The sequence below is a fragment of the Silvania confinis genome, from assembly GCF_025564085.1.
GTDB classification, from domain to species: domain Bacteria; phylum Pseudomonadota; class Gammaproteobacteria; order Enterobacterales; family Enterobacteriaceae; genus Enterobacter; species Enterobacter confinis.
In genome coordinates, this window is record NZ_JAMGZJ010000069.1 from 16,342 (window position 1) to 41,731 (window position 25,390).

Here is a 25,390-nt window from a genome sequence, read left to right on the forward strand (position 1 = left end):
AGGCGATTAAGTCAGCAAAGCGTGAAAGATTTTTCTGTCGAGGGGAATTGCCTGAATCGCAGGTAAAGAAACGTTTAAAAAAGCCCCTGGTGGACATCGTCAACAGGGGCTAAAAGGTCATGAATGTTTTATTTTACGCTGACATCGATGCCCGGGAAGTACTTCTGAGCGAGCTTGTCGATGGTGCCGTCAGCGCGGACTTTATCAATGGCGGCATCAAGCTGTTTTTTGGTTGCGTCATCACCTTTACGCAGACCAAAACCGATTCCGCTGCCGAGGATGGTGTCATCTAAGACCGGTTTGCCAATAAAGCCAAACCCTTTGCCCTGCGGCTTGCTCAGGAACCCGGCCTGCCCGGCGGCAGACATCACCAGCGAAGCATCAATGCGGCCATTCAGTAAATCGGCCCACGCCATGTTCTGATCTTTATACGACACCACGGTGACGCCGTGTTTTTCCCAGTGCTCTTTGGCGTAGGTTTCCTGGATGGATCCCTGCAGAACGCCGATGGTTTTACCCTTCAGCCCTTCTGGCGTGGCGTCCACCGCGCTACCCGATTTGCCCACCAGCTGGGACGGGATACGGTAGATTGGCTGGGTAAAGTCGATGCTCTGACGGCGCTGATCGGTGATGTTCATCGCCGAGTTGATGGCATCGAATTTCTTCGCCACCAGGCCCGGGATCAGCGCATCAAACGAAGTTTCGACCCAGTTGCACTTCAGCGCAGCTGCGGCGCAAATGGCGTTGCCAAGATCAATATCAAACCCTTCCAGCTCACCTGCGGCATTGCGGCTCTCAAATGGCGGATATTCTGCTTCTACGCCGTAGCGTAACTCGGTTGCGGCGAAGGAAGAAAACGAACACAGCAACCCCAGGCCGACAACGAAGGCTTTTAATTTCATAACTGAACTCCTTAGCGTGGTTTTACCCGACACAGGGCCTGCGCACCTGCCCGTAAAGTCGCCTCATCTTTAGCAAAAGAGAGACGTATTAATTTGTTATCCGTCCCGTCGGTGTAAAACGCCGATAGCGGGATAGTGGCAACACCGTAGTCAACAATCAGCCGTTTCACCATCTCGCTGTCGCGCTCGTCGCTGAAATGGCTGTAATCGGCCAGCAGGAAGAACGATCCGGCGCTCGGCAGCAGGCGGAACGGTGATTCCGCCAGCAGATTGACCAGCAGATCGCGCTTGCGCTGATAAAACGCCGCCAGCGACAGCCAGGTTTGTGGATCGGCCATATGCTCGGCAAAAGCGTGCTGCATAGGAGTATCGGCAGAGAACATCAAAAACTGATGGATTTTACAGATCTCGTCCATCAATTCCGCTGGGGCAACGCAGTACCCCACGCGCCAGCCGGTAACGTGATAGGTTTTGCCAAACGACGAAATGATCACGCTGCGCTCCGCAAGCCCCGGATGGGTTGCCATGCCGTGATGCGGCACATCGTCAAACACCACGTGCTCGTACACTTCGTCAGAGAGAATAATGATGTCGGTATCGCGGGTGATCGCCGCCAGCTGTTGCAGATCGTCCGCCGAGAAGACCTGTCCGCTCGGGTTATGCGGCGTATTGACGATAATCATCCGCGTGCGCGAGGTCACGGCGGCGCGCACTTCATCCCAGTTGACGGCAAAATCCGGCACCGTCAGCTTAATGGCCACCGGCGTCGCACCCTGCAAACGCACAATCGGCGCGTAGCTGTCGAACGACGGCTCGAAGTAAATCACCTCGTCGCCGGGGTGAACCAGCCCGCTGATTGCCGAATAGAGCCCTTCGCTGGCGCTGGCGGTGACGAGCACTTCGCTGGCGGGATCGTACTGTGTACCGTACAGCTCAGCGATTTTACTGGCGATCCGCTCTTTCAGCGACGCCAGCCCGGTCATCGAGGCATATTGATTGTGTCCGGCCTGCATCGCCCGGTGCACGCCCGCAATCAGTTCAGGATCGCAGGAAAAATTCGGTGCCCCTTGAGAAAGGTTAATGGCATTGTGCTGTGCGGAGAGCTGACCGATAACGGTAAAAATGGTCGTGCCAACGTCCGGCAGTTTGGAACGGGTCTGTATCGGGGTACGCAGAGTCATCATAAATCCCTTCTCGTGGATATTGCATAACTATTCAACCCAAACTCCGTTGCCGCGACAATCGAATTGTTGTCATAATAGCCATGATAAAAAATCATACCTGGAGGTTACGTGTCGCGTCGTTCATTTCCCCTGACTGCCGTTGAGGCGTTTATCGTTACCGCGCGCCATCTGAATCTGACCCATGCGGCCAAAGAGCTGTGCCTGACCCAGGGCGCGGTGAGCCGCAAGATTGCCGCACTGGAGAGCTGGTTCGGCTTTCCGCTGTTTGAGCGTCATGCCCGCGGGCTGCGTCTTTCCCCCCAGGGCAGCGCCCTGCTGCCGGATCTGCGTGCTTCGTATGAGCATTTCCTGACGGTGGCGGATCAGGCCCGGGCGCAGCAGACCGTGGTGCGGGTGAAAGTGCCCACCTGCGCGGTGCGCTGGCTGGTGCCACGCCTGCTGCAGGTCGAGCGCGACCAGCCGGAGCTGCAAATTGCCCTGACCGCCACTAACGATCACAGCGTCAATTTTAAAACTGAATCTTACGATGCCGCGATAGTGTTCGGCACCCAGCTCAGCGCCGGCGATTTGCTGTTTGAAGAGGCGTTAACCCCGGTCATCAGCCCCTTGCGCCAGAGTTCTGCCGTGGATAGTTTGACCTTCCTGCACCCGACGCGGGATAAGACCGACTGGTCACTGTGGCTGGAAAAACAGACCGTCCAGCCGCCTGTCATGCACAAAAATCAACACTTCGACACCATGGATCTGGCGATCACCGCCGCCATTCAGGGGCTTGGCGTGGCCATTGCCGACGAAACACTGGTCGAGGAGGATATCCGCGCCGGGCGGCTGGTGCGGCCTTACGCCAGCAGCGTGAAAACCGGAGCCAGCTATCGGCTGGTGCTGCGCGAATCACGTGGGAAGGCCGCCGGGCTGGCGGCGTTCAGGCATTGCCTGCTCAGTCCAGGCTGACGTGGTGCTTCATCACTCGCTTAAACAGCGCCAGTCGGGCGCGCATAAAGCGCTTTTCCAGCTTAAAACCTGCATGTTTATTCAATCCGATGCGCAGCAGCACGTCCCGCCGGTGGTGACAGGCAGGCCAGCGCAGCGGGCCATTCAGCGTGTCGCAGTCGCGACTGGCGAACCGCGCAAAGTTGACCCAGTAATCCGCGACCTGCGCTGAGAACGCCAGGTCATTGGCATTCACGTACTGCCGGGCAGGCTCGGCCAGGGTCAGCGTATCAAACACGTAGGGCACTTCGTTGCCGTGCCATGCCCCGTTGGCGTAGGTGTCATGTTCGGCTTCGGCTACATAGTCAAACCAGTAGCGCCAGCACGGTTCCCCGACCCGCCGCTGGGCCTGCATCACCACAAATCCAAGCGTGGTAAAGGCCATATCCCGGCACACCTGGCGACCCAGCGCCTCATCACCTTTCACCCCCGGATAGAGCAGTTTTATCAGCCCCAGGCCTAAGCGCTGTGCCTTACGCAGCTTCTGGATCTGCCCGGCGAGATCGATGCCGAACACCGCCATCACGCTGGCCTCATCACTGTTCGAACCAATCATGATCGGCACCGTATGCTGGCGCGCGGCAAAAAAGACCTCCAGCATCGGCTCCGGCAGCACACAGTCGCCGACAATCGGGGTGGGTGCCACGTTTAGCGGCGCGGTCAGCGGCCAGAAATCCTCCGCCGGGATCGCCCGGAGCTGCTCTGCGCTGGCGTTGTCGAGCCCGAAATGGGTCGCCAGCGCTTCGCCTTTACTCAGCGCCTGCTCGCGCGGGGTATCCGGCAGGGTGTAACCGCTCTGGACAATCGCTTTATGAAACAGCCCCAACGCCCGCGGCGAGGCCAGCAATGACAGCACGCTGCGCGCCCCGGCGGACTCGCCGAACAGGGTGATATTCTGTGGGTCGCCACCGAAGGCGGCAATATTGTCGCGTACCCACTCGAGGGCGGCGATCTGATCGAGCAGAGCAAAGTTATGCACCACCCGCTCCTCTTCCCCTTCCAGCGCCGGATGGGCAAAGAAACCCAGATGGCCCAGCCGGTAGTTCAGCGTCACCACCACCACCTCGCGCTGCGCCAGCGCTTTGCCGTCGTAGGGCGGTAATGCCCCTGCGCCAATTGTAAAGCCGCCGCCGTGCAGCCACACCATCACCGGCAATGGCGTGTTGCGTCGAACCGGCGACCAGACGTTCAGATACAGGCAATCTTCCGAGAAACGGCCGGGATCGCCCCCGCCCAGCAGTTGGCAATAGTCACTGCTCTGCCAGCAGGAGGCGGAAAAAGTGGTGGCCGGACGCACGCCGTCCCAGCTCGCCACCGGCTGGGGCGAACGCCAGCGCCATTCGCCCACCGGGGGCGCGGCATAGGGAATGGCGCGCCAGGCCTGCACATCGCCATCAGTGATGCCGAGCAGCATGCCCTGGCGGGTAGTAATAATTGGGGTGGAGGGGTTATCCATACTGACCTTCTGTTAACGTCTCACCCCGCAGAGTACCGTGTTCAGAGCAAACCGCAACGCCGTTTGCTGCGCTCCTCGGCCTCCTGATACAGCGTAAACTCATCCAGCACCGGGCAACCGAGCGCCGTCTCAAAGGCCTCCCGGCTGGCGTTGCCGTGGGTGCGGGCCTGAGTCTGATTGCCGAGGTTGGACTGGAAAATCCCCGCCGCGCTCACCGGCAGAAAATCTTCATAGGTGATGGGCTGGGCGACCACCCAGCCGCGCTCAATCAGCGGCTGTGGATCGTCTCCGGGCCTGAACGCCTGGCGATGCGACTCCCCGGCGGGCGTCAGACGGTAGCGGAAGTACGCCAGTTCCTGACGGCGCAGAAAGATGTCGCTGTCGGGAAATTCCTGAAACACTTCCTGCAAATGCATCTGATGTAGCAGATTGTCTTTGCCGGTTCCGGCTTCGGCCAGCAGGCGGTCGTACAGCTCGCGTCCTTTTGGCGTTAAGGCCACCCCGCGCTGTTCAATCTCACCAAAGCGTGCGGTGTGGGTACCCCGATTCTCCCCTTCAAATAACACCGGCTCTTCCAGCGCTTTAAAGCTGGTCTGGCGCAGCAGCAGCGGCATCTCCCGGCGCGGCGGCCCCTCGATCAGCGCTTTCGGTTCGATACCGTATTCCGGCATCAACGCCTGCACGCGGTCGATATCCAGCGTGCGCGGGGTCAGGTGATTAATGTGACAGCCGGGAAAGCACACCACGTCGGCAATCAGCCGGTGCTCATTGTGCAGCGCCAGATAGGTTTGCTGGTCAACCGTGGCGTGGCGATGCCAGCGAAAGGTCTCCAGCGCTTCGTAGACAAATTCCTGCGCCTGGGCATCGGTAAATTCCCCTTCCGTTTCGTGCAGGGCGATAAGGGTCATACAGCGCGGGGTGAAGATGCTGCGCCGGTCGAGGATCGCCGCCGCCTGTTCGCGCAGCGACACATTGTCAATCAGCTCCAGGCGCAGCAACGAGGTAAAGATACGAAACGGGTTGCGGCACAGGGCGGCATCATCCACCGGGCGGAACGCAGTGGAGTGAACCGGCACACCGGCCTGGGAAAGATCGTAATAGCTGACCGGGTACATGCCCATAATGGCGAACATGCGACGCAGCGTATTCAGCTCCTGAGCACTCCCGACACGGATGGCACCGTGGCGTTCGACGTTTAGGCGGGCCAGTTCGTCCGCATTGGCCAGTTGTTCGTGCAGCTTCGGGTTGTTCTCCAGCACCCCCAGATTCACATCTGCTACCAGCTCCAGTAAGGTGCCGTACTGCGGAACTTCCTGCTGGTACATCGCCGACATAGCCTGCGAAAATTGTTCCCGAATATCATCAGCCGTGATGGTGTTCGCCATGATGTCATGCCTCCAGTGAATATTACCTGGAGTGTAGAGAAGGCCATGAACGGCGGCGGGAAGAATTTACAAATTGTGATCTGGATGGAGCGATTCTCATTTGCAGATTTACCGGGTATTCATCGCTTTGGGCATTAGCACGATAAATTGCCGTGATTGCCGAAAAACACTTGTTACTCAAATAGATCAAATGTTAATAATATTTTGCTAGCCGGTTAGCAAAATTAAACAACTTTGCTTGTCACTCTAACCTCTCTGTTCTTAACATCGCCTATGGAAAAAAATGGTTTGTTTAGTCAGCGCATTCGTCTGCGCCATTTGCACACTTTTGTGGCCGTCGCTCAACAGGGAACGCTGGGGCGCGCGGCTGAAACTCTTAACCTTAGCCAGCCTGCGCTGTCCAAAACACTGAACGAGCTGGAACAACTCACCGGCACACGTTTGTTCGACCGTGGACGGTTAGGCGCCCAGCTCACCCTCGTCGGCGAGCAATTTCTGACCCACGCCGTCAAAGTGCTCGACGCCCTGAACACGGCGGGCCAGTCCCTGACGCGCCGCAACGATCAGCCTGCCGACGTGGTGCGCATCGGCGCCCTGCCCACCGCCGCGCTGGGCATCTTGCCGGCGGTGATTGGCCAGTTTCATAAGCAGCAGCGCAACATCACCCTGCAGGTGGCCACCATGAATAACACCATGCTGCTGGCGGGGCTCAAGTCCGGGGAGCTGGATCTGGGGATCGGCAGAATGTCGGACCCGGAGCTGATGAGCGGCCTGAATTACGAACTGCTGTTTCTGGAATCGCTGAAGTTGGTGGTGCGTCCGCGCCACCCGATCCTCAACGACACCGTGACCCTGAGCCGGGTGATGGACTGGCCGGTGGTGGTGTCACCAAAAGGCACCGTTCCGCGCCAGACCGCAGAAACCCTGCTACAGGCCCAGGGGTGTAAACTGCCTGCGGGCTGTATTGAAACGTTGTCGGCGTCGCTCTCGCGCCAGCTGACCGTCGACTACGACTACGTCTGGTTTGTCCCGTCCGGGGCAGTGAAAGACGATCTGCGTCAGGGTTCGCTGGTCGCCCTGCCGGTGACCACCCCAGGTCCCGGCGAACCGATTGGGGTATTAACGCGCGTGGAGGCCCCCCTTTCCACCGCCGCCCAGACGCTGCTAAGCGCAATTCGTAAATCTATGCCTGTGTGATCACACTTCCTGCCTGCCCGTCTTGATGACGGGCTTTTTGTTTCCGTTACTCAAATAATGCGAAATCATTCATTAACAATTGCATCAAACAATTTAACAGATTTATCATACCCGCCGATTTCACCAAATGGTTCATTCGAATAACAACCCGGTGATAATCACGCCGCCTTGCAGCGGAATAATTCGCATATTTCATCATAATCCTTTTCTTTTGTTATCCATTTGGTTCGGATCTTGCCAGAGAAAAGGGGTTTCAGGAGACAGAAATGGCTTTAGGTAATTCGCTACGTGGGTTCCCCCGGATCCTGCAGTGGCTGCTGGTTGGGCTGATGGTCATCATCGGGCTGGCCGTCGGTGGACTGGGCTTTAAGCTCGCCACCGTGGGGGGAAGTTGGTATTTCCTGATCATGGGCGTGGTGATGCTGATTGCCGCGTTCCTGATCGCCCGCAACCGTCCCGGTGGGATTGTGCTGTACGCGGTGGCGTTTATCGCCTCGCTGTTCTGGGCGGTAAGTGACGCGGGCTGGGATTTCTGGCCGCTGTTCTCGCGCCTGTTCACCTTCGCGGTGCTGGCGTTCCTCGCCGCCGTGGTCTGGCCGTTCCTGCGCGCAGCGAAGCAAAGCGGGCCAGTGAACAAAACCCCGGCCTTTGCGCTGGCCGCCGTACTGGCCGTCGTGATGCTGGTCAGCGTGGGCTGGATGTTCAAACCACAAACGCTGGTCAGCGCCCGCGAGCCGGTACCGGTTAAACCGGTGGCATCGGGCGAACAGCAGAAGGACTGGGCGCACTGGGGCAATACCACCCACGGCGATCGTTTTGCCGCGCTGGACCAGATTAATAAAGACAACGTCAACCAACTGAAAGTGGCCTGGACGGCGCACACGGGTGACATCCCACAGAGCAACGGCTCTGGCGCAGAAGACCAGAACACCCCGCTGCAGATTGGCGATACCCTGTTTGTCTGCACCCCGTACAGTAAGGTGCTGGCGCTGGACGTCGACTCCGGGAAGGAGAAATGGCGCTACGACTCAAAAGCGACCGCGCCAAACTGGCAGCGCTGTCGCGGTCTGGGCTATTTTGAAGACACCTCCAGCGTGACAACGTCACAGGTCGATACCCAGCCTGCGGCCTGCTCGCGTCGCCTGTTCCTGCCGACGACCGATGCGCGCCTGATTGCCATCAACGCCGACACCGGCAAGCTGTGCGAAGACTTTGGCGACCACGGCTCGGTCGACCTTGGTGTGGGCATGGGTGAGATCAAACCAGGCTACTATCAGCAGACCTCAACCCCGCTGGTGGCGGGCAATGTCGTCGTTGTTGGCGGCCGCGTGGCCGATAACTTCTCCACCGGTGAACCACCGGGTGTGGTGCGCGCCTATGACGTGCACACCGGCCAGCTGGCCTGGGCCTGGGATCCGGGCAACCCGAACATCACCGGCCTGCCGCCAGAAGGCCAGACCTACACTCGTGGGACGCCAAACGTCTGGTCAGCCATGTCTTACGACGCGAAGCTGAACCTGATTTACCTCCCGACCGGCAACGCCACCCCGGACTTTTATGCCGGAGAACGTACCGAGCTGGATGATAAATACAGCTCCTCGATTGTGGCGGTGGACGCCACCAGCGGACAGGTGCGTTGGCATTTCCAGACCACTCACCACGATCTGTGGGACTTTGACCTGCCTTCTCAACCGCTGCTGTACGATTTGCCGGACGGCAATGGCCACACCACCCCGGTGCTGGTGCAGACCAGCAAGCAGGGCATGATCTTTATGCTCAACCGCGAAACCGGCGAGCCGGTGGCGAAAGTGGAAGAGCGTCCGGTTCCGGCCGGGAACATCGAAGGCGAGCGCTACTCGCCTACCCAGCCGTACTCGTTGGGCATGCCGATGATCGGCAACCAGACCCTGACCGAATCCGACATGTGGGGCGCAACCCCTGTCGATCTGCTGCTGTGCCGCATCCAGTTTAAAGAGATGCGCCATCAGGGCGTCTACACCCCGCCGGGTCTGGATCGCTCCCTGCAGTTCCCGGGTTCGCTGGGCGGTATGAACTGGGGTAGCGTCTCGGTTGATCCGAACAACAGCCTGATGTTCGTCAACGATATGCGTCTGGGGCTGGCGAACTACATGGTGCCACGCGCCAATGTTGCCAAAAACGCCAGCGGGATTGAGATGGGGATTGTGCCGATGGACGGTACGCCGTTTGGTGCGATGCGCGAGCGCTTCCTGTCGCCGCTGGGCATTCCGTGCCAGAAACCGCCGTTCGGCACGATGTCGGCGGTGGATCTGAAGTCTGGCAAGCTGGTGTGGCAGGTGCCGGTGGGAACGGTTGAAGATACCGGCCCGCTGGGTATCCGTATGCACTTGCCCATCCCGATTGGCATGCCAACCCTGGGCGCATCGCTCTCTACCCAGTCTGGCCTGCTGTTCTTTGCCGGGACCCAGGATTTCTACCTGCGTGCGTTTGATACCGCCAACGGGAAAGAGATCTGGAAAGAACGTCTGCCAGTGGGCAGCCAGTCCGGCCCGATGACCTACGTGTCACCGAAAACCGGCAAGCAGTACATCATCATCAACGCCGGGGGCGCACGCCAGTCGCCGGACCGTGGCGATTACATCATCGCCTACGCGTTGCCTGATAAAAAGTAACCACGCAACCGGCCACTGATGTGGCCGGTTTTTTTTACCTTTGCGGCGTGCCGGACAGCGAGTTTTCGATCCAGGTTGCCGTTTTCCCGTTCTGATAACTCGCCACCAGATTTTGACTGACCCCTGCCGGCCAGCAGCTGCGCATCACGGCCCGTTTCGTCTCCTCAAAGAAGGGCTTATCGCCTGCCGCTTGATAGTCTGCTGCGCGTCCGTTCAGCTTGACGTTAAACGAGACGGTCACCCTACCGGAATAACGCTGCGCCGCGGCCTGCTCAGGGTAACGGGGCTGGACCCGATACACATCGCCGTCGCAGTCTGCCTGTGCGTTATCTGCGGTCGACGCGCTACCGCCTACCGGAAAGGATAAACCGACGCCCACCCCGCCGTTGCCGCCACCCCCACCGATGCCTACTCCGCCGATCCCCACGCTCCCGCCGGACGCACACCCGGCCAGTAACCCTGCCGCGCAGATTATTTGCACCCTTCGTATGGTTGATTGCATCGCTTTGCTCCTCTTGCGTCTTTATAACGATCATAGCGGGGAATAAAAAAAGGGTTCATGTCGAAACATGAACCCTTTTTTACCGTTGCTGCCCGGCGGCGCTTCGCTTGCACGGGTCTACGGGATCGTAGGCCGGGTAGTAAGCGCAGCGCCACCCTGCAAGGCACAGAACCTAACGGCTTAGAAGGTTTCCCAGTTATCGCCATCCACTACCGCCGGACGCAGCGGTGAAGCCGGTGCGGCTGGGGGGATGGTATTGCTACTGCTGCTGCGGGCCTGAGTGGTGCCGTGCAGACGGAACGTGCCTACCGCTTCAGTCAGGCGGGCAGCCTGATCTTCCAGCGAGGCCGCTGCGGCAGAGGCTTCTTCCACCAGCGAGGCGTTCTGTTGGGTCACTTTATCCATCTCGGAGATGGCCTGGCTCACCTGCACAATGCCACGGCTTTGTTCGTCAGAGGCGGCTGCGATCTCCAGCATGATATCGGTGACGCGTCTTACCGCATCGACGATCTCGCCCATCGTGTTACCGGCCGCAACCACTTCGCCGGAGCCCTGATCAATGAGGGAAACCGATTCGCTGATCAGGCCTTCAATCTCTTTCGCGGCGTTGGCGCTGCGGCTGGCGAGGGTACGCACTTCGCTGGCGACCACCGCGAAACCACGGCCCTGCTCACCGGCACGGGCGGCTTCGACGGCGGCGTTCAGTGCCAGGATATTGGTCTGGAAGGCGATGCTGTTGATCACTGCAGTGATTTCAGAAATTTTCTTCGAGCTGCTGGAGATGTTGCTCATGGTTTTCACCACCCCGGAGACCATCTGGCCGCCACGGCTGGCTTTACCGGAGGCATCTTCCGCCAGTTTGCTGGCATGGTGGGCGTTGTCGGCGTTTTGTTTTACCGTCGCCGTTAACTGTTCCATGCTGGCGGCCGTCTCTTCAATCGCCGCCGCCTGCTGCTCGGTGCGGGATGAGAGGTCGGTGTTGCCTGCCGAGATTTCGCTGGTGCCGCGATAGATCTCTTCCGCACCCTGGCGAACCGTGCCCACCGTTTTCACCAGCGAGTGCTGCATGGTTTGCAGATCGTGCGTCAGGCGGCCAATTTCGCTGCGCCCGGTCAGGTCATCGGCGAGAGTCAGATCCCCTTTCGCGATATGCTCGATACGGCGTGCCGCACGCTGCAGCGGGTTGATCACCGTGCGACGCAGCACCATAAAGGTCACCACCGTCAGCGCCAGCGCCAGACCAAAGGCACCCACCATAAACATCAGCCCCAGTTGGGTGCGGGTATGTGCGTCTTCGGTTAACAGATTGGCGCGATCGGTACGGATTTTAACCGCCTTCAGCAGCACCTCGTTATAGGCATCATCCAGCGGACGCGCCTCTTCATTTTCGTGATTGATGATGGCTTCAAACATGCCGTTTTTGGCATATTTCAGCATCGGCTGCATGCCGTCGATGTATGCCTGGAAGCGGGTTTTCAGATCCTCATCCAGCGCTTCATCCGCCGGGGTGCGCACGCTGCGGTTCATATACAGAGCAAAGCTGTCCTGAGACTGCTTAATCCGTTTTTCTGCTTCCGCGATGTTCAGTTTCATCGCATCCATTTCGGCGATACGGCTGGCGGCACCCGCGTGGATCATATTAATACGCGAAGTGCGCAGGTGGTTTGAGCTGTTCGACAGCCCGGTGCGCACCTGAATTTCGGCGGTGACGTCCTGCAGATCGCGGTCGGCCTGCAGCATGAAATAGCCCGCCAATCCGGCACTGAGTGCGAACAGCAGAATAATGCCGCCCAGAATGGAGGAGATAAGGGGAAGCAACCGAATTTGATGCAGGAAACCCAGTTTTTGCTGCGCCCGCACCGTTGATTTTTTTTCCATACCGTTGACTCTCTTATAGGTAGATGCGCAGAAGCACGCCTGTAAAATAGTCATCGGCAATACACTGGATTTGATTATGGCTAAAACAGAATCCAGTTCACACTTTAGAAATGATTATTAAAGAAATGTCCCCCCCGTTACCGGCGAACGGCAGCGGGAAGGATTTTTAACAGAAATTGCTGACAGAATAATCAGTTATCGCCGAAATGGATAACGGTGCGAATGGACTTCCCGGCGTGCATCAGGTCAAACGCTTCGTTGATCTGCTCCAGCGGCAGACGGTGGGTAATGAACGGGTCGAGCTGAATTTTACCCGCCATTGCATCTTCAACCATGCCAGGCAGTTGGCTACGACCTTTGACGCCGCCAAATGCCGAACCGCGCCAGACGCGACCGGTAACCAGCTGGAACGGACGGGTTTTGATCTCCTGACCTGCGCCCGCTACGCCGATGATGATGCTCTCACCCCAGCCCTTATGGCAGCACTCCAGCGCGGCGCGCATCACGTTGACGTTGCCGATACATTCAAAGCTGAAGTCAACGCCGCCGTCGGTCAGCTCAACAATCACGTCCTGCACTGGTTTGTCGTAGTCATTTGGGTTGACGAAATCGGTCGCGCCCAGTTCACCGGCCAGTTTGAATTTCTCCGGGTTGGTGTCCACTGCCAGAATACGACCGGCTTTGGCCTGCACTGCACCCTGAATAACGGCCAGACCGATCCCGCCCAGACCGAATACCGCTACGGTATCGCCCTCTTTCACTTTGGCGGTGTTGTGTACGGCACCAATCCCGGTGGTGACGCCGCAGCCCAGCAGACAGACTTTTTCCAGCGGTGCCTGTGGGTTCACTTTCGCCAGCGAGATTTCTGCACAGACGGTGTATTCACTGAAGGTGCTGGTGCCCATGTAGTGGTAGATCGGCTCGCCGTTGTAGGAGAAACGGGTGGTGCCGTCCGGCATCAGGCCTTTACCCTGGGTGGCGCGTACCGCCTGACAGAGGTTGGTTTTGCCGGATTTACAGAACTTACACTCGCCACATTCAGCGGTGTACAGCGGGATGACGTGATCGCCCGGCTGCAGGCTGGTGACGCCCTCGCCGACTTCCACCACCACGCCGCCGCCTTCGTGTCCGAGCACCGCCGGGAAGATGCCTTCCGGATCGTCACCCGACAGGGTGAACGCATCGGTGTGGCACACGCCGGTGTGGGTGATTTTGACCAGCACTTCGCCTTTCTTTGGCGGGGCGACGTCGATCTCGACAATTTTCAGCGGCTGGCCTGGGCCAAATGCAACAGCAGCACGTGATTTCATCTTGCTTTCCTTTTAGTGATGTCAGGTTTTTATTTTAGATAAGAGCGCAGCAAATGGCCGACTTCCGCCATGCGAACTGCCCGCTGGTCGGCCGTGGTCTCGCCGGTCACCAGCTCATCTTTGAGGTGAATTTCAACCATCTCGCCCATCAGGCCATTGGCGGCCCCGCGCACGGCGGCGATTTGCTGCAGGATGGCAAGGCAGGGTTCGCCGGATTCGAGCGCCCGCTCCAGGGCATCAACCTGCCCGCGAATGCGGCGCACGCGAGTCAGGACGCGTTTTTTATCTTCAGGGGAATGTGGCATGGTGGCCTCCTGGATACTGTAGGGGGGTATACTATGTCATTTTGCCGCGTCATGTAAACAGGGATATTGCTGAGGGTATCAGGGGTTGGCGCTCAGAAAGTGACTCATGCAATGGCTTTACCCAACTTTAATCTTTCTTACCTCTCGCCCCGAACAGATATAAAAGGGCTGTGTCATCATGCCGGTGAATATCACCATCCCATAAGGACGTTGCAAAAACGTCCAGATAAATAAGGCCTGCACCATCATGATAAGACCTACCCCGGCATTGCTCCTTGCTGGCAGCCTGCTGCTCGCGGGCTGTGATATGGAGCTCTCGCAGGATGCGAAAGCCAAAGTTGAAGAGACCACCCAGGCAGCTGAGTCGTTAAAAAATACCTTCAACAGCGAAGTTCAAAAAGCCAAAGAAAGCGCGCTGACGACAACCCAGGAGACGATCGCCTCGAACCTGTCGGAAGAGACTAATAAGCAGATCGACAGCGTTAAACAGAAAGCCGAAGACATCGGCAATATGAAAGTCTCTGATTTGCTCAGTTTTGGTGGCGAGAGCGAAGCGGAAAGTGAAGAGGAAGAGAGTCAGTAGCATTGCCCGGCGGCGCTGCGCTTGCACGGGCCTACGGTTTGGTAAGCCGGGTAAATGCAGTGCCATCACAACAGAGAAAAACATCAGAGAGGCCCCAACTGAGGCCCCCTTGTTAAACCACCTGTTTTGGCCAGCGTCTCCGTCGCGGAGTCGGCAGGCATGAATGCGCGGTAAGTCGGGCTCCACAAACGGAGCAGACTGCGCCATGAGGCTGGGTTTGCGAGGATTCAAAAGAGGTAAAGCGGAACCTTTTATTTTTGCAAACCGGGCACTCGAATTTGATGTTGGGGATATCCCCTCCAGTCAGGTGAATAGAATCACCACCTTAACGCACTCTTGCATCGTCCAGGGATATATCGTGTAAAAGAAACGTTTCGCCGGAATTTATTTTTCGCAACGTTAAATTATGCAGGGATTAAGAGTGATCTGATCGGCAAGACAGCGCCATCGTGAAAGACTGGACCAGCAGTATCTACGTCTTTAAGATACTGCTGGCGTTGCAACATCATTACACGATGCGAGCCGCGTGCATTATCAGAACTGGTACACCACGCCGACGGCGACTACGTCATCGGTATTAATACCGGCTTCACGCGTAAACTTATTTTCATCAACCAGGTTAATCATGTAGTCGACGAATACGTTAATATTTTTATTGAAGTTATAAGTTGCGCCCAAATCAACATATCTGATTAAGTCCTGATCGCCATAGCTATTCCCCGTGGCGGCCTTACCGAGGTTTTTGCCTTTCAGAACGTCGTAGGCAACAAACGGCTGCAGGCCGAAATCGAACTGATAGCCCGCGTAGAATTCCATGATCTGTGATTTATTGGCATAACCATATGCGCTATCACTGGAATGCGATCCAAAGCGTGAGGCGTTATAGGCCTGGGTAAACATGGCGGCTAAATAAATATTATTGGCATCGTATTTAATGGCACCGGAATACGCTTCGGCCCTCTTACCCTGCCCCATAATACCGCTGGTGGTGCTATTTTGCTCACTGGTGCGATCGGCGCTCATCATTGCACCCGCTACGCTAAAACCAGCGCCAATATTGTAGTCAACCGATGCGCTGAAGCCATCGCCATTTTGACGTAATACGTCGCGTACGCCCGGTTCGCCGCCGCCGTCATTTTTACCCTGATATTGCAGTGCGAAATTCAGCCCTTCTACCGCGCCAAAGAAATCGGTATTACGGTAGGTTAATACACCGTTGGTGCGGCTGAACATAAACTGGTCAGAGCCGTAGGTCATGCCGTCAAACTCTGGCTGCATATCGGTATAGGCCAGCGTGTCGTACAAGACGCCTTTATTGCGACCGTAATCAATAGAACCATAATCCGCGACTTTCAAACCCGCGAAAGCATAACGTGTCCGGGGGTTATTACTTTCCGATTCCGCACCGTTGGCATTAATGTGCATTTGCCATTGGCCATAACCTGTAATCTGACTATTAATCTGCGTCTCACCGCGGAAGCCAAGACGCATATACGTTTGGTCACCATTCCAGTCACTGCTGCTATTATCAGAGAAGTAATGCTCGGCAGCGACCAGACCGTACAGGTCGAGTTTATTGCCGTCTTTGTTATAAATTTCTGCTGCGTGTGCGGTTGCGCTAAGCATTGCTGCGCTGACCAGCATGCTCATTTTATTGATTTTCATTTTTATACCCTGATGTATTTGCCACTTGCCATTTTGCAACCCTATATAACGTTGCAGGTCAATATAGTTATCATCGATGTAAAAACATGTAAAACATGTAAAACATTTAAATTATCAGGGCACGAATCGTTAATTCTTGATGAAATTAAATCATGCTTTTAAACGCACATATTGTGAAAGCCACGAATATTAAAAAAGGTTATTAGCGACGGGGGGGGTTACTCTGGTTTACGCGGTTTGCCACCGTCATACAGCGCGACACCCCTTCCCTGCTCAATCTTAAATTAACAGCATAAAAAACTAATACCACCCGCAACCGACCTCACAAAGTGCATTAAGTTTTTCTGATTTTTTGCCGATAAGATTATCACCAGCAACACATGGATTTTATGTAACTTGCAACTTAGGATGTTTCAATGAAAAACATTTCTGTCCGGATGGCTTTGTCAGGCGCAATATGTATCTTCGTGTTAATAATTGTCGCTATTTCTTCCGTTGGCTTTTTTGCCCTGAACCGCTCGAACAGTACCACTGACTTTATCCATAAGGCTGACCGCCGCGTAATACTTATTAATGATATCTATAAAGATTCAGCCCGTACCCGTTCGGGTTTTGCGCTGGTCTACGCCGGCCTTGTTAAAAGTGGACAGTCTGAGGCGTGGGTATTTAACAACATCCAGAACACCCACCAGCGGATGCTGGCTAATCTGGAAAAATTCAAAGCTATTCCGGTAGTTAACAGCCGCAACGACGAGATCAACAGCGAGCTTATCGCGGCTGCCACAGCCCTGGGTGCCACGCTTGAGAAGGCAGAACAGCTGCTGAAAGCGGGTGATGTGCAGGGCTATTACGATATTAATATCACGCAGATTGATAAAGCCGGCGGCCGTTTCTCTGCCGCCCTGGAAAAATATCAAAAAAGCGTTAATACCATCGTCAGCGAACTGGTTGCTGAACAAAAAACTGAATATCGCCAGCTAATTTGGGTTATGGGCCTTGGATTAGCGCTCGCGCTGTTAATGAGCGCCGGCGTTTTATATGTCCTGCGCAATGTTATTTTAAAACCTATTAATCATGCCATTGAACACCTGGATACCGTGGCACAAGGCGATTTAACATTAAACTTAACCCAATCAGGTAATAACGAAATTGGCAAACTCTTCCGCTCCATTCACAGCATGCAGGAGAACCTGAGAGGGTTAGTCGGCAAAGTCCGCTCCGGGGTGGATGAGATACATGTGGGTTCGAGAGAGATCGCCGCCGGGAATTTAGACCTTTCTGCGCGTACCGAAGAACAGGCCTCCTCCCTTGAACAGACAGCCGCATCAATGGAAGAGCTGGCTTCTATTGTTAAGCAAAATGCCGACAATGCGCATCAGGCGAACGTGCTGGCGCTGAAGGCCTCCGAAATGGCCGAATCGGGCGGCAAAGCGGTATCGGAAGTGGTGACCACCATGAACGAGATCGCCACCAGTTCGAATAAAATTGCTGAAATTGTCGCTATGATTGACAGCATTTCGTTCCAGACCAATATCCTGGCACTGAATGCGGCAGTTGAAGCCGCCCGAGCGGGTGAGCAAGGTAAAGGCTTTGCCGTTGTCGCCAGTGAAGTACGCACACTCGCGCAACGTTCGGCGACGGCCGCCAAAGAGATCAAAGACCTTATCCAGAATTCATCAAACCGCGTCAACATCGGTACCGAGCAGGTTAAACGTGCGGGTGCGGCGATGCTCGAGATTGTGACCTCGGTTAAACATGTTACCGACACGGTGGCGGAGATCTCCCTCGCCTCCCGTGAACAGGCCACCGGTATCGATCAGGTTAATCTGGCGGTATCGCAGATGGATGGTGTGACTCAGCAGAACGCCTCTCTGGTTGAACAGGCTGCGGCGGCGGCACATTCCCTGGAATCACAGGCAAGCGCATTGGCCGAGGCAGTGTCTGTGTTCCGTACCCATCACGCCAGCATGGCGACGGCATAAGTCGCCCCCGCCTCACCCTGTTATCCGCACGCCACCGCCACGGTGGCGTTTTCGCATATGCCGTAACGAGAATGAAATCGGTCCGGGATCCGCGGCAGGGCTGTCATCCATAAAATTATTTATGCCTGTTACAAAATCGTGTTGTTGGTGCTGACGCAGCGAAGCTGTCAGGATAAAGCCTCGACCGGTTCGCCCTCTCTGAGCCCGCATTAGCCTAAGGAAAACCATGAGCTTAACTCTTCATCACCTCAACGACTCCCGATCCATCCGCATTCTCTGGTTGCTGGAAGAGGCCGGTGTGCCGTATGAGCTGGTCAGGTATCAGCGCGACCCGGTCACGCACCTGGCCCCGCCGTCCCTGAAAGCGATCCATCCGTTGGGTAAATCACCGGTCATCGACGTTGACGGTAAAGTCATCGCCGAGTCGGGGGCCATGGTTGAATATCTGATTGCACATCATGCCCCGCATCTGGCACCGGCCGCCGATTCCCCGGAATACATTGACTACCTGCAGTGGATCCATTTCGCCGAAAGCTCCGCCATGCTGCCGGTACTGCTGAAGGTGTTTGGCCGTATCGAAGAAAACACCGGCACCCAGCTTAACTTCCTGGCGAATTACGCAGAGGTCGAGTTCGAAAAAGTGTTCCGCTTCCTCGATGAGATGCTGGCGACCCGGGAATTTATTATCGGCAATAGCCTGAGCGGCGCCGATATTATGCTGGGTTTTGTGGTGAGTACCGCCGTAGAACAGCTGAACGCCGGTAGCCGTTTCCCGAACATTAGCCGTTACGCGCAGCGCCTCAGAAATACGGCAAGCTGGCAGAAAGCGCATGCCATCGAGTCAGCAGACGTCTGCTGACGCGAACATAAGACCGGACACGCCCGGTTTAAGTCAGTGGCCTTCCTGCAACCCGCTTGAACAGCTCACCGGTAGCTGTTCAAGCGGCGTCGTTAACGTCACTGTTTGCTGTAGCGAATAGTCCATGTGTCATCTTCCCGCTGAACGCTGGCTTTTACGCACCAGGCTTTCTCAATCATGGCCGGAGTGAGCACCGTCTCAGGAGAACCATTGGCAATCACTTTTCCCTGCTTCAGCAGCACCAGTCGATGACAATAGTTTGCTGCCAGGTTGAGATCATGGAGTGCTATCACCACGGTCATGGGTAACGTCGCGATCAGGGACAGCAGCTCCAGCTGATACTGAATATCAAGATGGTTAGTGGGTTCATCAAGGATCATAATCTTCGGTTGCTGAGCCAGCGCCCGTGCGATCTGGCTTCTCTGGCGCTCCCCCCCGGAAAGCTGCTTCCAGGCGCGTTTGCGAATACAGGACAATTTCATCCGCGCGATGGCCTCCTCGACGGCCTGTTCATCGCCACCGTTCCAGCCAAACAACCGCTGACGATGCGGAGTACGACCCAGCCGGACGATTTGCTCTACGGACAGATCGTCGTCGACCTCGGAATGCTGAGGAACAAATGCCAGCTGTTTCGCGCGCGTGCGCAGGGGCAATGTGTCGAGCGACGTGCCATTCAGCGTGATATGCCCGGCCTGTCGGGGCAAAAGCCCCGCGAGGCAACGCAGCAACGTTGATTTCCCGGAACCATTTGGCCCCAGCAATCCGACAATTTGCCCGGCTCCCAGAGTTAGATCGATGCCGTTTAGTACCCTCTGTGATTGCAGGGTAACTTCCAGTCCAGTCATTGAAATATTCACCCTCTTTTCTCCCTGCTTCGGTACAACATCACCACAAAGGCGGGGGCACCCACCAGTGCCGTCACCACTCCAATCGGCAATACCTGATGGGTAATCAGTGTGCGGGAAACGATATCGGCGAGGATCATAAAATGGCTTCCGATCAAAAAGGTCATCGGGATCGTGTGTGCGTGTCCGGGCCCCGTGATGAAACGTGTGATATGCGGGATGACTAAACCGACAAAGCCCACTGCCCCTATCGTGCTGACCATCACGGCCGTGACCAGCGCACAGGTGAGCAACAGGACTATCCGCACACCGGTCACCGGAATGCCCAGAGAGGTAGAGACTTCATCGCCGAACGTAAAGGTGTCCAGCGCCCGGGAAAAGATGAGGATCACCACCAGGCCGGCCAGCGTCACCCACAGCGCAAGCAACGCATCTGGCCACCGCACGCCACTCAGACTGCCCAGCAGCCAGAACATGACGCTGCGGGATTGCTCCGCATTGGCAGAGGTGCTGACAACGTAAGCCGTCAGGGCATTAAAGAGCTGAGTGCCGGCAATACCCGCCAGCAGAATGCGCGGGGGACTATCGGACATGCCGTGGGTGATGAGCATAATCAGCGTGAAGGCTCCGCAGGCACCGATAAACGCACCGCTGCTGACGCCCAGCGTACTGCCGCCGATGCCCAGCAGCATGACGCATACCGCACCCAACGACGCCCCTGCTGAAATACCCAGCAGGTAGGGTTCTGCCAGTGGATTGCGCAAAATAGACTGCAGCACCAGACCGCATAATGCCAGCCCGCCACCGCTGCAGGCTGCCATCAGCGCCCTGCTCATGCGATATTGCCAGACAATCCCTTCTTCTATTTGTGGCAGATCGTACCGGGTCATTCCCAGCCCATTGAGGATCGCTTTACAGGCATGGAGATACGATACCGGCATATCACCCACGGTAGCGGCGAAGATCAGCATCAGCGGTAATGCCAGTATTCCGCTGGCCATAATGCTGTGATATCGCCAGTGAGGGCGTGAGAAGAGCCTGTACAGGGCGCGACTATTCATGTTTCGCCTGGATTGTCGCCAGCTGTTCGCTGATTGCCTCAACCGCATCGACATTGCGCAGCGACGGGTTGAGCGACATGGCAGGCACCACGATGAGGTGTCCATTTTTCACCGCCGGAATATTTTTGGTCACCGGATCGCTACGTAAAAATGCCTCTTTTACGGCAACATCGTCGGCCGGATATAACCGGCGCGCCATATCGGCAATGACAATGATGTCCGGCTGTGCCTGGGCAATATGCTCCCACGTCACGGCAGGCCACTCGTCATGGGAATCGATGATATTCTTAAGCCCCAGCGTGTTGCTGATCCAGCCCGGTGCCCCGTAATTTCCCGCCACCCAGGGATCGCCATTCAGCCGGGTACTTGAAAACCAGAACACCACCTTAAGCGGTGTTCTATTGGGTGTGGCAGCACGTTTCTGCGCCAGCGCAATGCGCTGAGTCAGGGCATGATTAAGTTTTTCGCCCTGCTGCGGTACGGCAAAAATCGTAGCCAGTTCACTGACTTCCCTTTTAATTTCCTCCATCGAGAAGGGCGTGCTACGAGCCCCGTCCGCATTTGAGCTGTCAGTGACGCTTTTTCCCACGCAGTCAGCAGGTGAGATCCAGGTTTTGATGCCCAGTGAAGCGAACTGTTCCCGCGTACCGACCTCGCCTTGTGGCCCCACATGCCAGTGATATTGTGCCAGAACTAAATCTGGTTTTTGCGCAACCACAGCTTCAAACGAGGGGGAGTTATCCGCGAGTTTGAGCAGATCTTTCCCCTGCGCTTTCAGTGCATCAGGTAATGCACCAAACCAGACGGAGGTCGCCGCAATTTTTTTCTCAAGCCCCAGCGCCAGCAGCAGTTCGGTTTCATGCTGACCAAGGGTGACGACGCGATCGGGTGCTGCTGTGAACGTTTGTTTAATGCCGCAATTTTCGAGGGTGAACGGGAAAACCTGAGTCGCAAAAATGGGGGTGGAGACGGTAATAAGCGCAGACAGCAGCAACACTTTCTTTATGAACATTTTCTAACCCTGCACATGTTATGTTATAACATAATACACATAATGCAGCGGAGAACAAACCTGATATTGCCGCAAGCTGATTGAAAAACAGTCGATTCATTAGTCAGTTACGCCAGCCTGAATATTAAAATCGCTTTACTGCCAACCACTTTCAAAAAAGACGCCCGCTCAGCCTTGATCAAATCACTCGATCGCGGATACTGTATTTATATACAGTATCCGCTAAAGGATTTGATTATGTCTTTTTATCACCCCGTAGAAGTCTGCCCCGTTCTTGAGCTGCCTTTATTCAACAGCCTCGTCCCTTGTGGTTTCCCATCACCGGCGCAGGACTACGTTGAGCAGCGTATTGATCTGAACAAATTGCTGATCAGTCATCCGGGTTCAACCTACTTCATAAAAGTGAGCGGCGACTCAATGATCGAGGGCGGTATCAACGACGGCGATATGCTGGTTGTCGACAGCTCCCTTAAAGCGGAACACGGTGATATCGTCGTGGCCGCCCTTTCTGGAGAATTCACGGTAAAACAGCTGATGTTGCGCCCTTACCTGCATCTCAAACCCATGAATGCGAATTACTCGATAATTCCCGTTGCGGATGTCGACCAATTTGAAATATTCGGCGTGGTCAAGCATGCGATAAAAACCTGGTACAAATGATGTTTGCCCTGGTTGATGTGAATTCATTTTATGCATCTTGTGAGACGGTTTTCAGACCCGATCTGCAAGGCAAACCCGTTATTGTTTTAAGTAACAACGATCTGAGTGGTGAGAAACGTTAGTTAATCCTATGCTGTTCACATCATCTTATTACTGATGGTCTGAGGAGTGATATGAGGCTTGTATTTGCAACAAAAGACCTGGCCTTGGCTGGCCGTTCATTTGAGGGCTTTCCGTTGCTAATTGGATCAGATGGATGGCCAGTTCAGCCGGCACAGTCTTTCCTTTGGCACATCCTTATCGAGTCAGGGGAATCACTAAGCACTCTTACCTGGGAAGCTTATGGTCGACGTTTGTATGACTATTATGCTTTTCTGGAAGCCAATAAGTTGGCCTGGAACGATGAAACTCCAGCTCATGGCCTTAGCGTTCTTTCGAGATACAGAGATTGGTCAATCGGCGAACTTGCGCTTGATCCTCGCACGGTGAACAACCGTCTAGCCTTAATCGTGAGGTTCTATCGTTGGGCGAAGCAACAAAACCTTATAAAGATGTTGCCCTTCAGTGAAAAAAGGGGTCGGGTTGTTCCCCACTCCGGCCTTCTCAGCCATGTCACTCGACAAGGAAAAGAAGGAAGTAAGGTCTCAATAATGGTCCGCGAGCGGAAACGTCTGACCAAATTCTTAACTAAGGATCAAGTCAAAGTATGCCTTGCCTTAGATGCTGACCCAAGCCATCAGATACTGTTCCACCTCATGGTGCGAACTGGACTTCGCTCCTGTGAAGCCAGATCTTTTCCTCTCAAATATGTGTTTAATCCTAGGTTAAAGAATGGGCTGCGCCGTGGGCAGATGATAAGCGTTGCTCTTGACCCTTCAGATATGCAAATTAAGTATGATCGACCCAGAATCATTGATTTGCCTTGGTCGCTAATGGAAGACCTGTGGTCTTATTCCCTTCATCAGCGGGAGATGCGTAATTCCCGTGGCGATGGAAATGTTACCGCGTTATTACTGACAAATGAAGGAAGGCAATACTCAAAAGATGCTGTCGTAGACATTATGAAGTCCTACGAACGAAAGTGCGGTTTCTATGTGCGTGCCCATATGCTGCGTCACACCTATGGAACTTATACTTTGCTTGCTCTTCGAAAAACTAAAGAATTTGAAGGTGAGCCACTAATGTATGTCAGAGATCGGCTGGGGCATTCAGATGTTCAAACAACGATGATCTATTTGCATCTTATCAATCAACTGGAAGCTCAATCCGTTCTTGCGTATGAAGATGAAATTGACATGATGTTTATGGCTACCTCCATCAATCACGACTGAGGTAAATATATTGGCTCAGCAAAAGAACTATAAGGCAGCTCTGCAACCCGGCACTAAAAAATTAGATCCTGCCGGTGAAAATATCAGAATTGACTTACCAAGAAACCCGAGAAATCACAGGCAGATTGATCATTCTCAATACCTAGGTCTGGGTTTCGACGCTTGGGCAATTCAAAGCATTCATGTTATCAGGGCATTATTACAAGGAGGAAACTTCGCTGTCGCCACATTAATTGGGTACTCTGTGACAGGATTGAGAAACTTTCTGAAATTTTTAAGTGGGGACTTAATTGAATCGCCACCTGCTACGCCAAGTGCACTAACAAAACGCCACATGGAGCGTTATATATCCTGGCTAAAACTTAAATACCCAAACGGTTCGACGGCTAAGAATTGTTATACAAGTTTTAAATCACTGGTTATTATCCTGGCAGATTATGGGTTTATAGCAAACGTTCTTGACAATCTCCTACCACCTAATCCGTTTCCTAACAATGCGCAGAATACAAAAGATGCAGATCCGCTTTCCATGGGTGAGATGCAAAGGTTGCTCAGTGCATTAAAGTCCGATTTTATCGATATCTATAAGGGCACATTTCGTGGTAATGATGCTGAGAAAATGACAGTGCTGCTGTTAATCACGGCTGCAAGATCCGGTCTTAATACCACACCATTATTAGAGATGGCGAGAGACGCATTAACACCACATCCGTTTCTGCCAAATCTTAAACTAATAAACACGCTCAAGCGCCGTGGCAAAGGTGCTCAGAGCAAAACAATACGTCAAACAAATCTGCTAGATGAATATAGCTCCATTCCACTTGATGGGGTTGCAGTTTTAAATAAGGCGCTTGCAATCAGCGAACCGCTTGTGCAACTGGCATCAGAAGAGATCAGTTCATATATATGGTTATATCGTTCAGGAAAACGTGGGGGTGAGAAAAACATTGTTGCTCTTACGCCGGGTGCTTTGTATGTGTGTAGCAAAAGTATTTGTGAGCGTCATACACTCAAAAATGATCAGGGAAATCGACTAAATGTCACACTTAGTCGTCTGCGGAAAACAATGGAAAGTCGCCTGTGGAAACTGAGTGGTGGGGACATAATCGAAGTGTCTTCTATCATGGGACACTCTCCACATATTGCTGATAACCATTATTTAAAAATAAACGATGAAATCAAGACCGAAGGTGCAATTTTCGTTGGTGAGGTTTTCCCTGACAAGCTTCGTGGCACCTCAATTACACCGACTCCACTAGGCGGCTGCAAAGACAGCTTTTATGGCAGTTTGGCTCCTAAGGATGGTATCAATCATTGTTCTGAGTTCATTCACTGTCTCAGTTGTCCTAGCTTTGTAATTGTCGGAACTCTGGATGATTTATATCGGCTGTTTAGCTACCAACAATTTTTATATTCCGAAGTCGAATACTTTCTAACTGATGAGTGGAACGCATGGCACAAGCGGCAGTTTAATTTTATTCGAGCGATAGATGATTTCACTTCCCGAAAGTTTGATCTTGCATTGGTCTCGCAAGCAAGGGCCAAAGCTGAATCCTCTCCGCACTTATTCTGGAGTAAAAAGATCGAGTTCATGAGGAAAAAATTAGGTGGTGAAATTTGAACGCAAGAAGC

General features: G+C 54.6%; 22 protein-coding genes and 1 pseudogene. 10 read left to right on the plus strand and 13 right to left on the minus strand.

The genetic code is table 11. The annotated features are described in order from the left end of the window. Nucleotides 1-128: 128 nt before the first annotated feature. Nucleotides 129-902, minus strand: coding sequence for an ABC transporter substrate-binding protein (locus tag M8013_RS05215; protein ID WP_271266752.1), 774 nt, complete (start codon nt 900-902; stop codon nt 129-131). An 11-nt stretch (nt 903-913) separates the two neighbouring features. Beyond that, a complete protein-coding gene (locus M8013_RS05220) occupies nt 914-2,083 on the minus strand; it encodes a pyridoxal phosphate-dependent aminotransferase (RefSeq protein WP_271266878.1) in 1,170 nt (389 codons plus the stop codon). Nucleotides 2,084-2,194: 111 nt separating this feature from the next. Between M8013_RS05220 and M8013_RS05225 the strand changes: the two genes are divergently transcribed. Next, nucleotides 2,195-3,037 (plus strand): LysR family transcriptional regulator, encoded by an 843-nt coding sequence (locus tag M8013_RS05225; protein ID WP_271266753.1) that lies wholly within the window; start codon nt 2,195-2,197, stop codon nt 3,035-3,037. On the opposite strand, the gene M8013_RS05230 is transcribed toward M8013_RS05225, so the two are convergent. Beyond that, a complete protein-coding gene (locus tag M8013_RS05230; RefSeq protein ID WP_271266754.1) occupies nt 3,024-4,532 on the minus strand; it encodes a carboxylesterase/lipase family protein in 1,509 nt (502 codons plus the stop codon). The genes M8013_RS05225 and M8013_RS05230 overlap by 14 nt on opposite strands. Before the next feature lie 41 nt (nt 4,533-4,573). After that, complete coding sequence (gene hglS / locus M8013_RS05235; protein ID WP_271266755.1) at nt 4,574-5,917, minus strand: 2-oxoadipate dioxygenase/decarboxylase HglS; 1,344 nt, start codon at nt 5,915-5,917, stop codon at nt 4,574-4,576. A 273-nt stretch (nt 5,918-6,190) separates the two neighbouring features. Between hglS and M8013_RS05240 the strand changes: the two genes are divergently transcribed. Beyond that, on the plus strand, nt 6,191-7,114 hold the full coding sequence (locus M8013_RS05240; RefSeq protein ID WP_271266756.1) for a LysR substrate-binding domain-containing protein: 924 nt from the start codon (nt 6,191-6,193) through the stop codon (nt 7,112-7,114). Between the two features lie 266 nt (nt 7,115-7,380). Beyond that, nucleotides 7,381-9,765, plus strand: coding sequence for a glucose/quinate/shikimate family membrane-bound PQQ-dependent dehydrogenase (locus M8013_RS05245; protein ID WP_271266757.1), 2,385 nt, complete (start codon nt 7,381-7,383; stop codon nt 9,763-9,765). 34 nt (nt 9,766-9,799) lie between these two features. Here M8013_RS05245 and M8013_RS05250 read toward each other — a convergent pair whose 3' ends face one another. The 4 genes from M8013_RS05250 to M8013_RS05265 form a co-directional block, all read right to left on the minus strand. Continuing rightward, on the minus strand, nt 9,800-10,267 hold the full coding sequence (locus M8013_RS05250; protein WP_271266758.1) for an energy transducer TonB: 468 nt from the start codon (nt 10,265-10,267) through the stop codon (nt 9,800-9,802). 180 nt (nt 10,268-10,447) lie between these two features. After that, nucleotides 10,448-12,145: a methyl-accepting chemotaxis protein gene (locus M8013_RS05255; RefSeq protein ID WP_271266759.1), complete on the minus strand. Its 1,698-nt coding sequence runs from the start codon at nt 12,143-12,145 to the stop codon at nt 10,448-10,450. 191 nt (nt 12,146-12,336) lie between these two features. Continuing rightward, a complete protein-coding gene (locus M8013_RS05260) occupies nt 12,337-13,455 on the minus strand; it encodes an S-(hydroxymethyl)glutathione dehydrogenase/class III alcohol dehydrogenase (RefSeq protein ID WP_271266760.1) in 1,119 nt (372 codons plus the stop codon). A 29-nt stretch (nt 13,456-13,484) separates the two neighbouring features. After that, nucleotides 13,485-13,760, minus strand: a complete 276-nt coding sequence (locus M8013_RS05265) for a metal/formaldehyde-sensitive transcriptional repressor (RefSeq protein ID WP_032610935.1) — start codon at nt 13,758-13,760, stop codon at nt 13,485-13,487. A 247-nt stretch (nt 13,761-14,007) separates the two neighbouring features. Here M8013_RS05265 and M8013_RS05270 point away from each other — a divergent pair, with 247 nt between their 5' ends. Next, entirely contained in the window at nt 14,008-14,343 is a 336-nt protein-coding gene (locus M8013_RS05270) for a hypothetical protein (protein WP_271266761.1), read from the plus strand. Between the two features lie 112 nt (nt 14,344-14,455). Here M8013_RS05270 and ymcF read toward each other — a convergent pair whose 3' ends face one another. Continuing rightward, complete coding sequence (ymcF, locus tag M8013_RS23690; RefSeq protein WP_472925658.1) at nt 14,456-14,656, minus strand: cold shock small protein YmcF; 201 nt, start codon at nt 14,654-14,656, stop codon at nt 14,456-14,458. A gap of 221 nt (nt 14,657-14,877) precedes the next feature. Then, nucleotides 14,878-16,008 (minus strand): porin OmpC, encoded by a 1,131-nt coding sequence (gene ompC / locus M8013_RS05275; protein ID WP_271266762.1) that lies wholly within the window; start codon nt 16,006-16,008, stop codon nt 14,878-14,880. Between the two features lie 416 nt (nt 16,009-16,424). Between ompC and M8013_RS05280 the strand changes: the two genes are divergently transcribed. Continuing rightward, nucleotides 16,425-17,990, plus strand: a complete 1,566-nt coding sequence (locus tag M8013_RS05280) for a methyl-accepting chemotaxis protein (protein ID WP_271266763.1) — start codon at nt 16,425-16,427, stop codon at nt 17,988-17,990. Between the two features lie 226 nt (nt 17,991-18,216). Then, nucleotides 18,217-18,849, plus strand: a complete 633-nt coding sequence (locus tag M8013_RS05285) for a glutathione S-transferase family protein (protein ID WP_271266764.1) — start codon at nt 18,217-18,219, stop codon at nt 18,847-18,849. A gap of 98 nt (nt 18,850-18,947) precedes the next feature. Here M8013_RS05285 and M8013_RS05290 read toward each other — a convergent pair whose 3' ends face one another. From M8013_RS05290 to M8013_RS05300, 3 genes are read right to left on the minus strand one after another with little or no spacing between them, the layout of a single operon-like run. Continuing rightward, nucleotides 18,948-19,694: an ABC transporter ATP-binding protein gene (locus M8013_RS05290; protein WP_271266765.1), complete on the minus strand. Its 747-nt coding sequence runs from the start codon at nt 19,692-19,694 to the stop codon at nt 18,948-18,950. A gap of 8 nt (nt 19,695-19,702) precedes the next feature. Then, complete coding sequence (locus M8013_RS05295; RefSeq protein WP_418939524.1) at nt 19,703-20,695, minus strand: FecCD family ABC transporter permease; 993 nt, start codon at nt 20,693-20,695, stop codon at nt 19,703-19,705. Nucleotides 20,696-20,747: 52 nt separating this feature from the next. Next, entirely contained in the window at nt 20,748-21,767 is a 1,020-nt protein-coding gene (locus M8013_RS05300; RefSeq protein ID WP_271266767.1) for an ABC transporter substrate-binding protein, read from the minus strand. A gap of 237 nt (nt 21,768-22,004) precedes the next feature. Between M8013_RS05300 and umuD the strand changes: the two genes are divergently transcribed. The 4 genes and pseudogenes from umuD to M8013_RS05320 all read left to right on the plus strand — a co-directional run bounded on the left by umuD (nt 22,005) and on the right by M8013_RS05320 (nt 25,379). Continuing rightward, nucleotides 22,005-22,427: a translesion error-prone DNA polymerase V autoproteolytic subunit gene (gene umuD, locus M8013_RS05305; RefSeq protein ID WP_271266768.1), complete on the plus strand. Its 423-nt coding sequence runs from the start codon at nt 22,005-22,007 to the stop codon at nt 22,425-22,427. Continuing rightward, nucleotides 22,427-22,528: pseudogene (locus M8013_RS05310) on the plus strand (Y-family DNA polymerase); the annotation flags it as partial. The gene umuD and the pseudogene M8013_RS05310, both read left to right, overlap by 1 nt. 72 nt (nt 22,529-22,600) lie before the next feature. Continuing rightward, nucleotides 22,601-23,758 (plus strand): tyrosine-type recombinase/integrase, encoded by a 1,158-nt coding sequence (locus M8013_RS05315; protein WP_271266769.1) that lies wholly within the window; start codon nt 22,601-22,603, stop codon nt 23,756-23,758. Between the two features lie 10 nt (nt 23,759-23,768). Beyond that, complete coding sequence (locus M8013_RS05320; RefSeq protein ID WP_271266770.1) at nt 23,769-25,379, plus strand: hypothetical protein; 1,611 nt, start codon at nt 23,769-23,771, stop codon at nt 25,377-25,379. Nucleotides 25,380-25,390 lie beyond the last annotated feature (11 nt).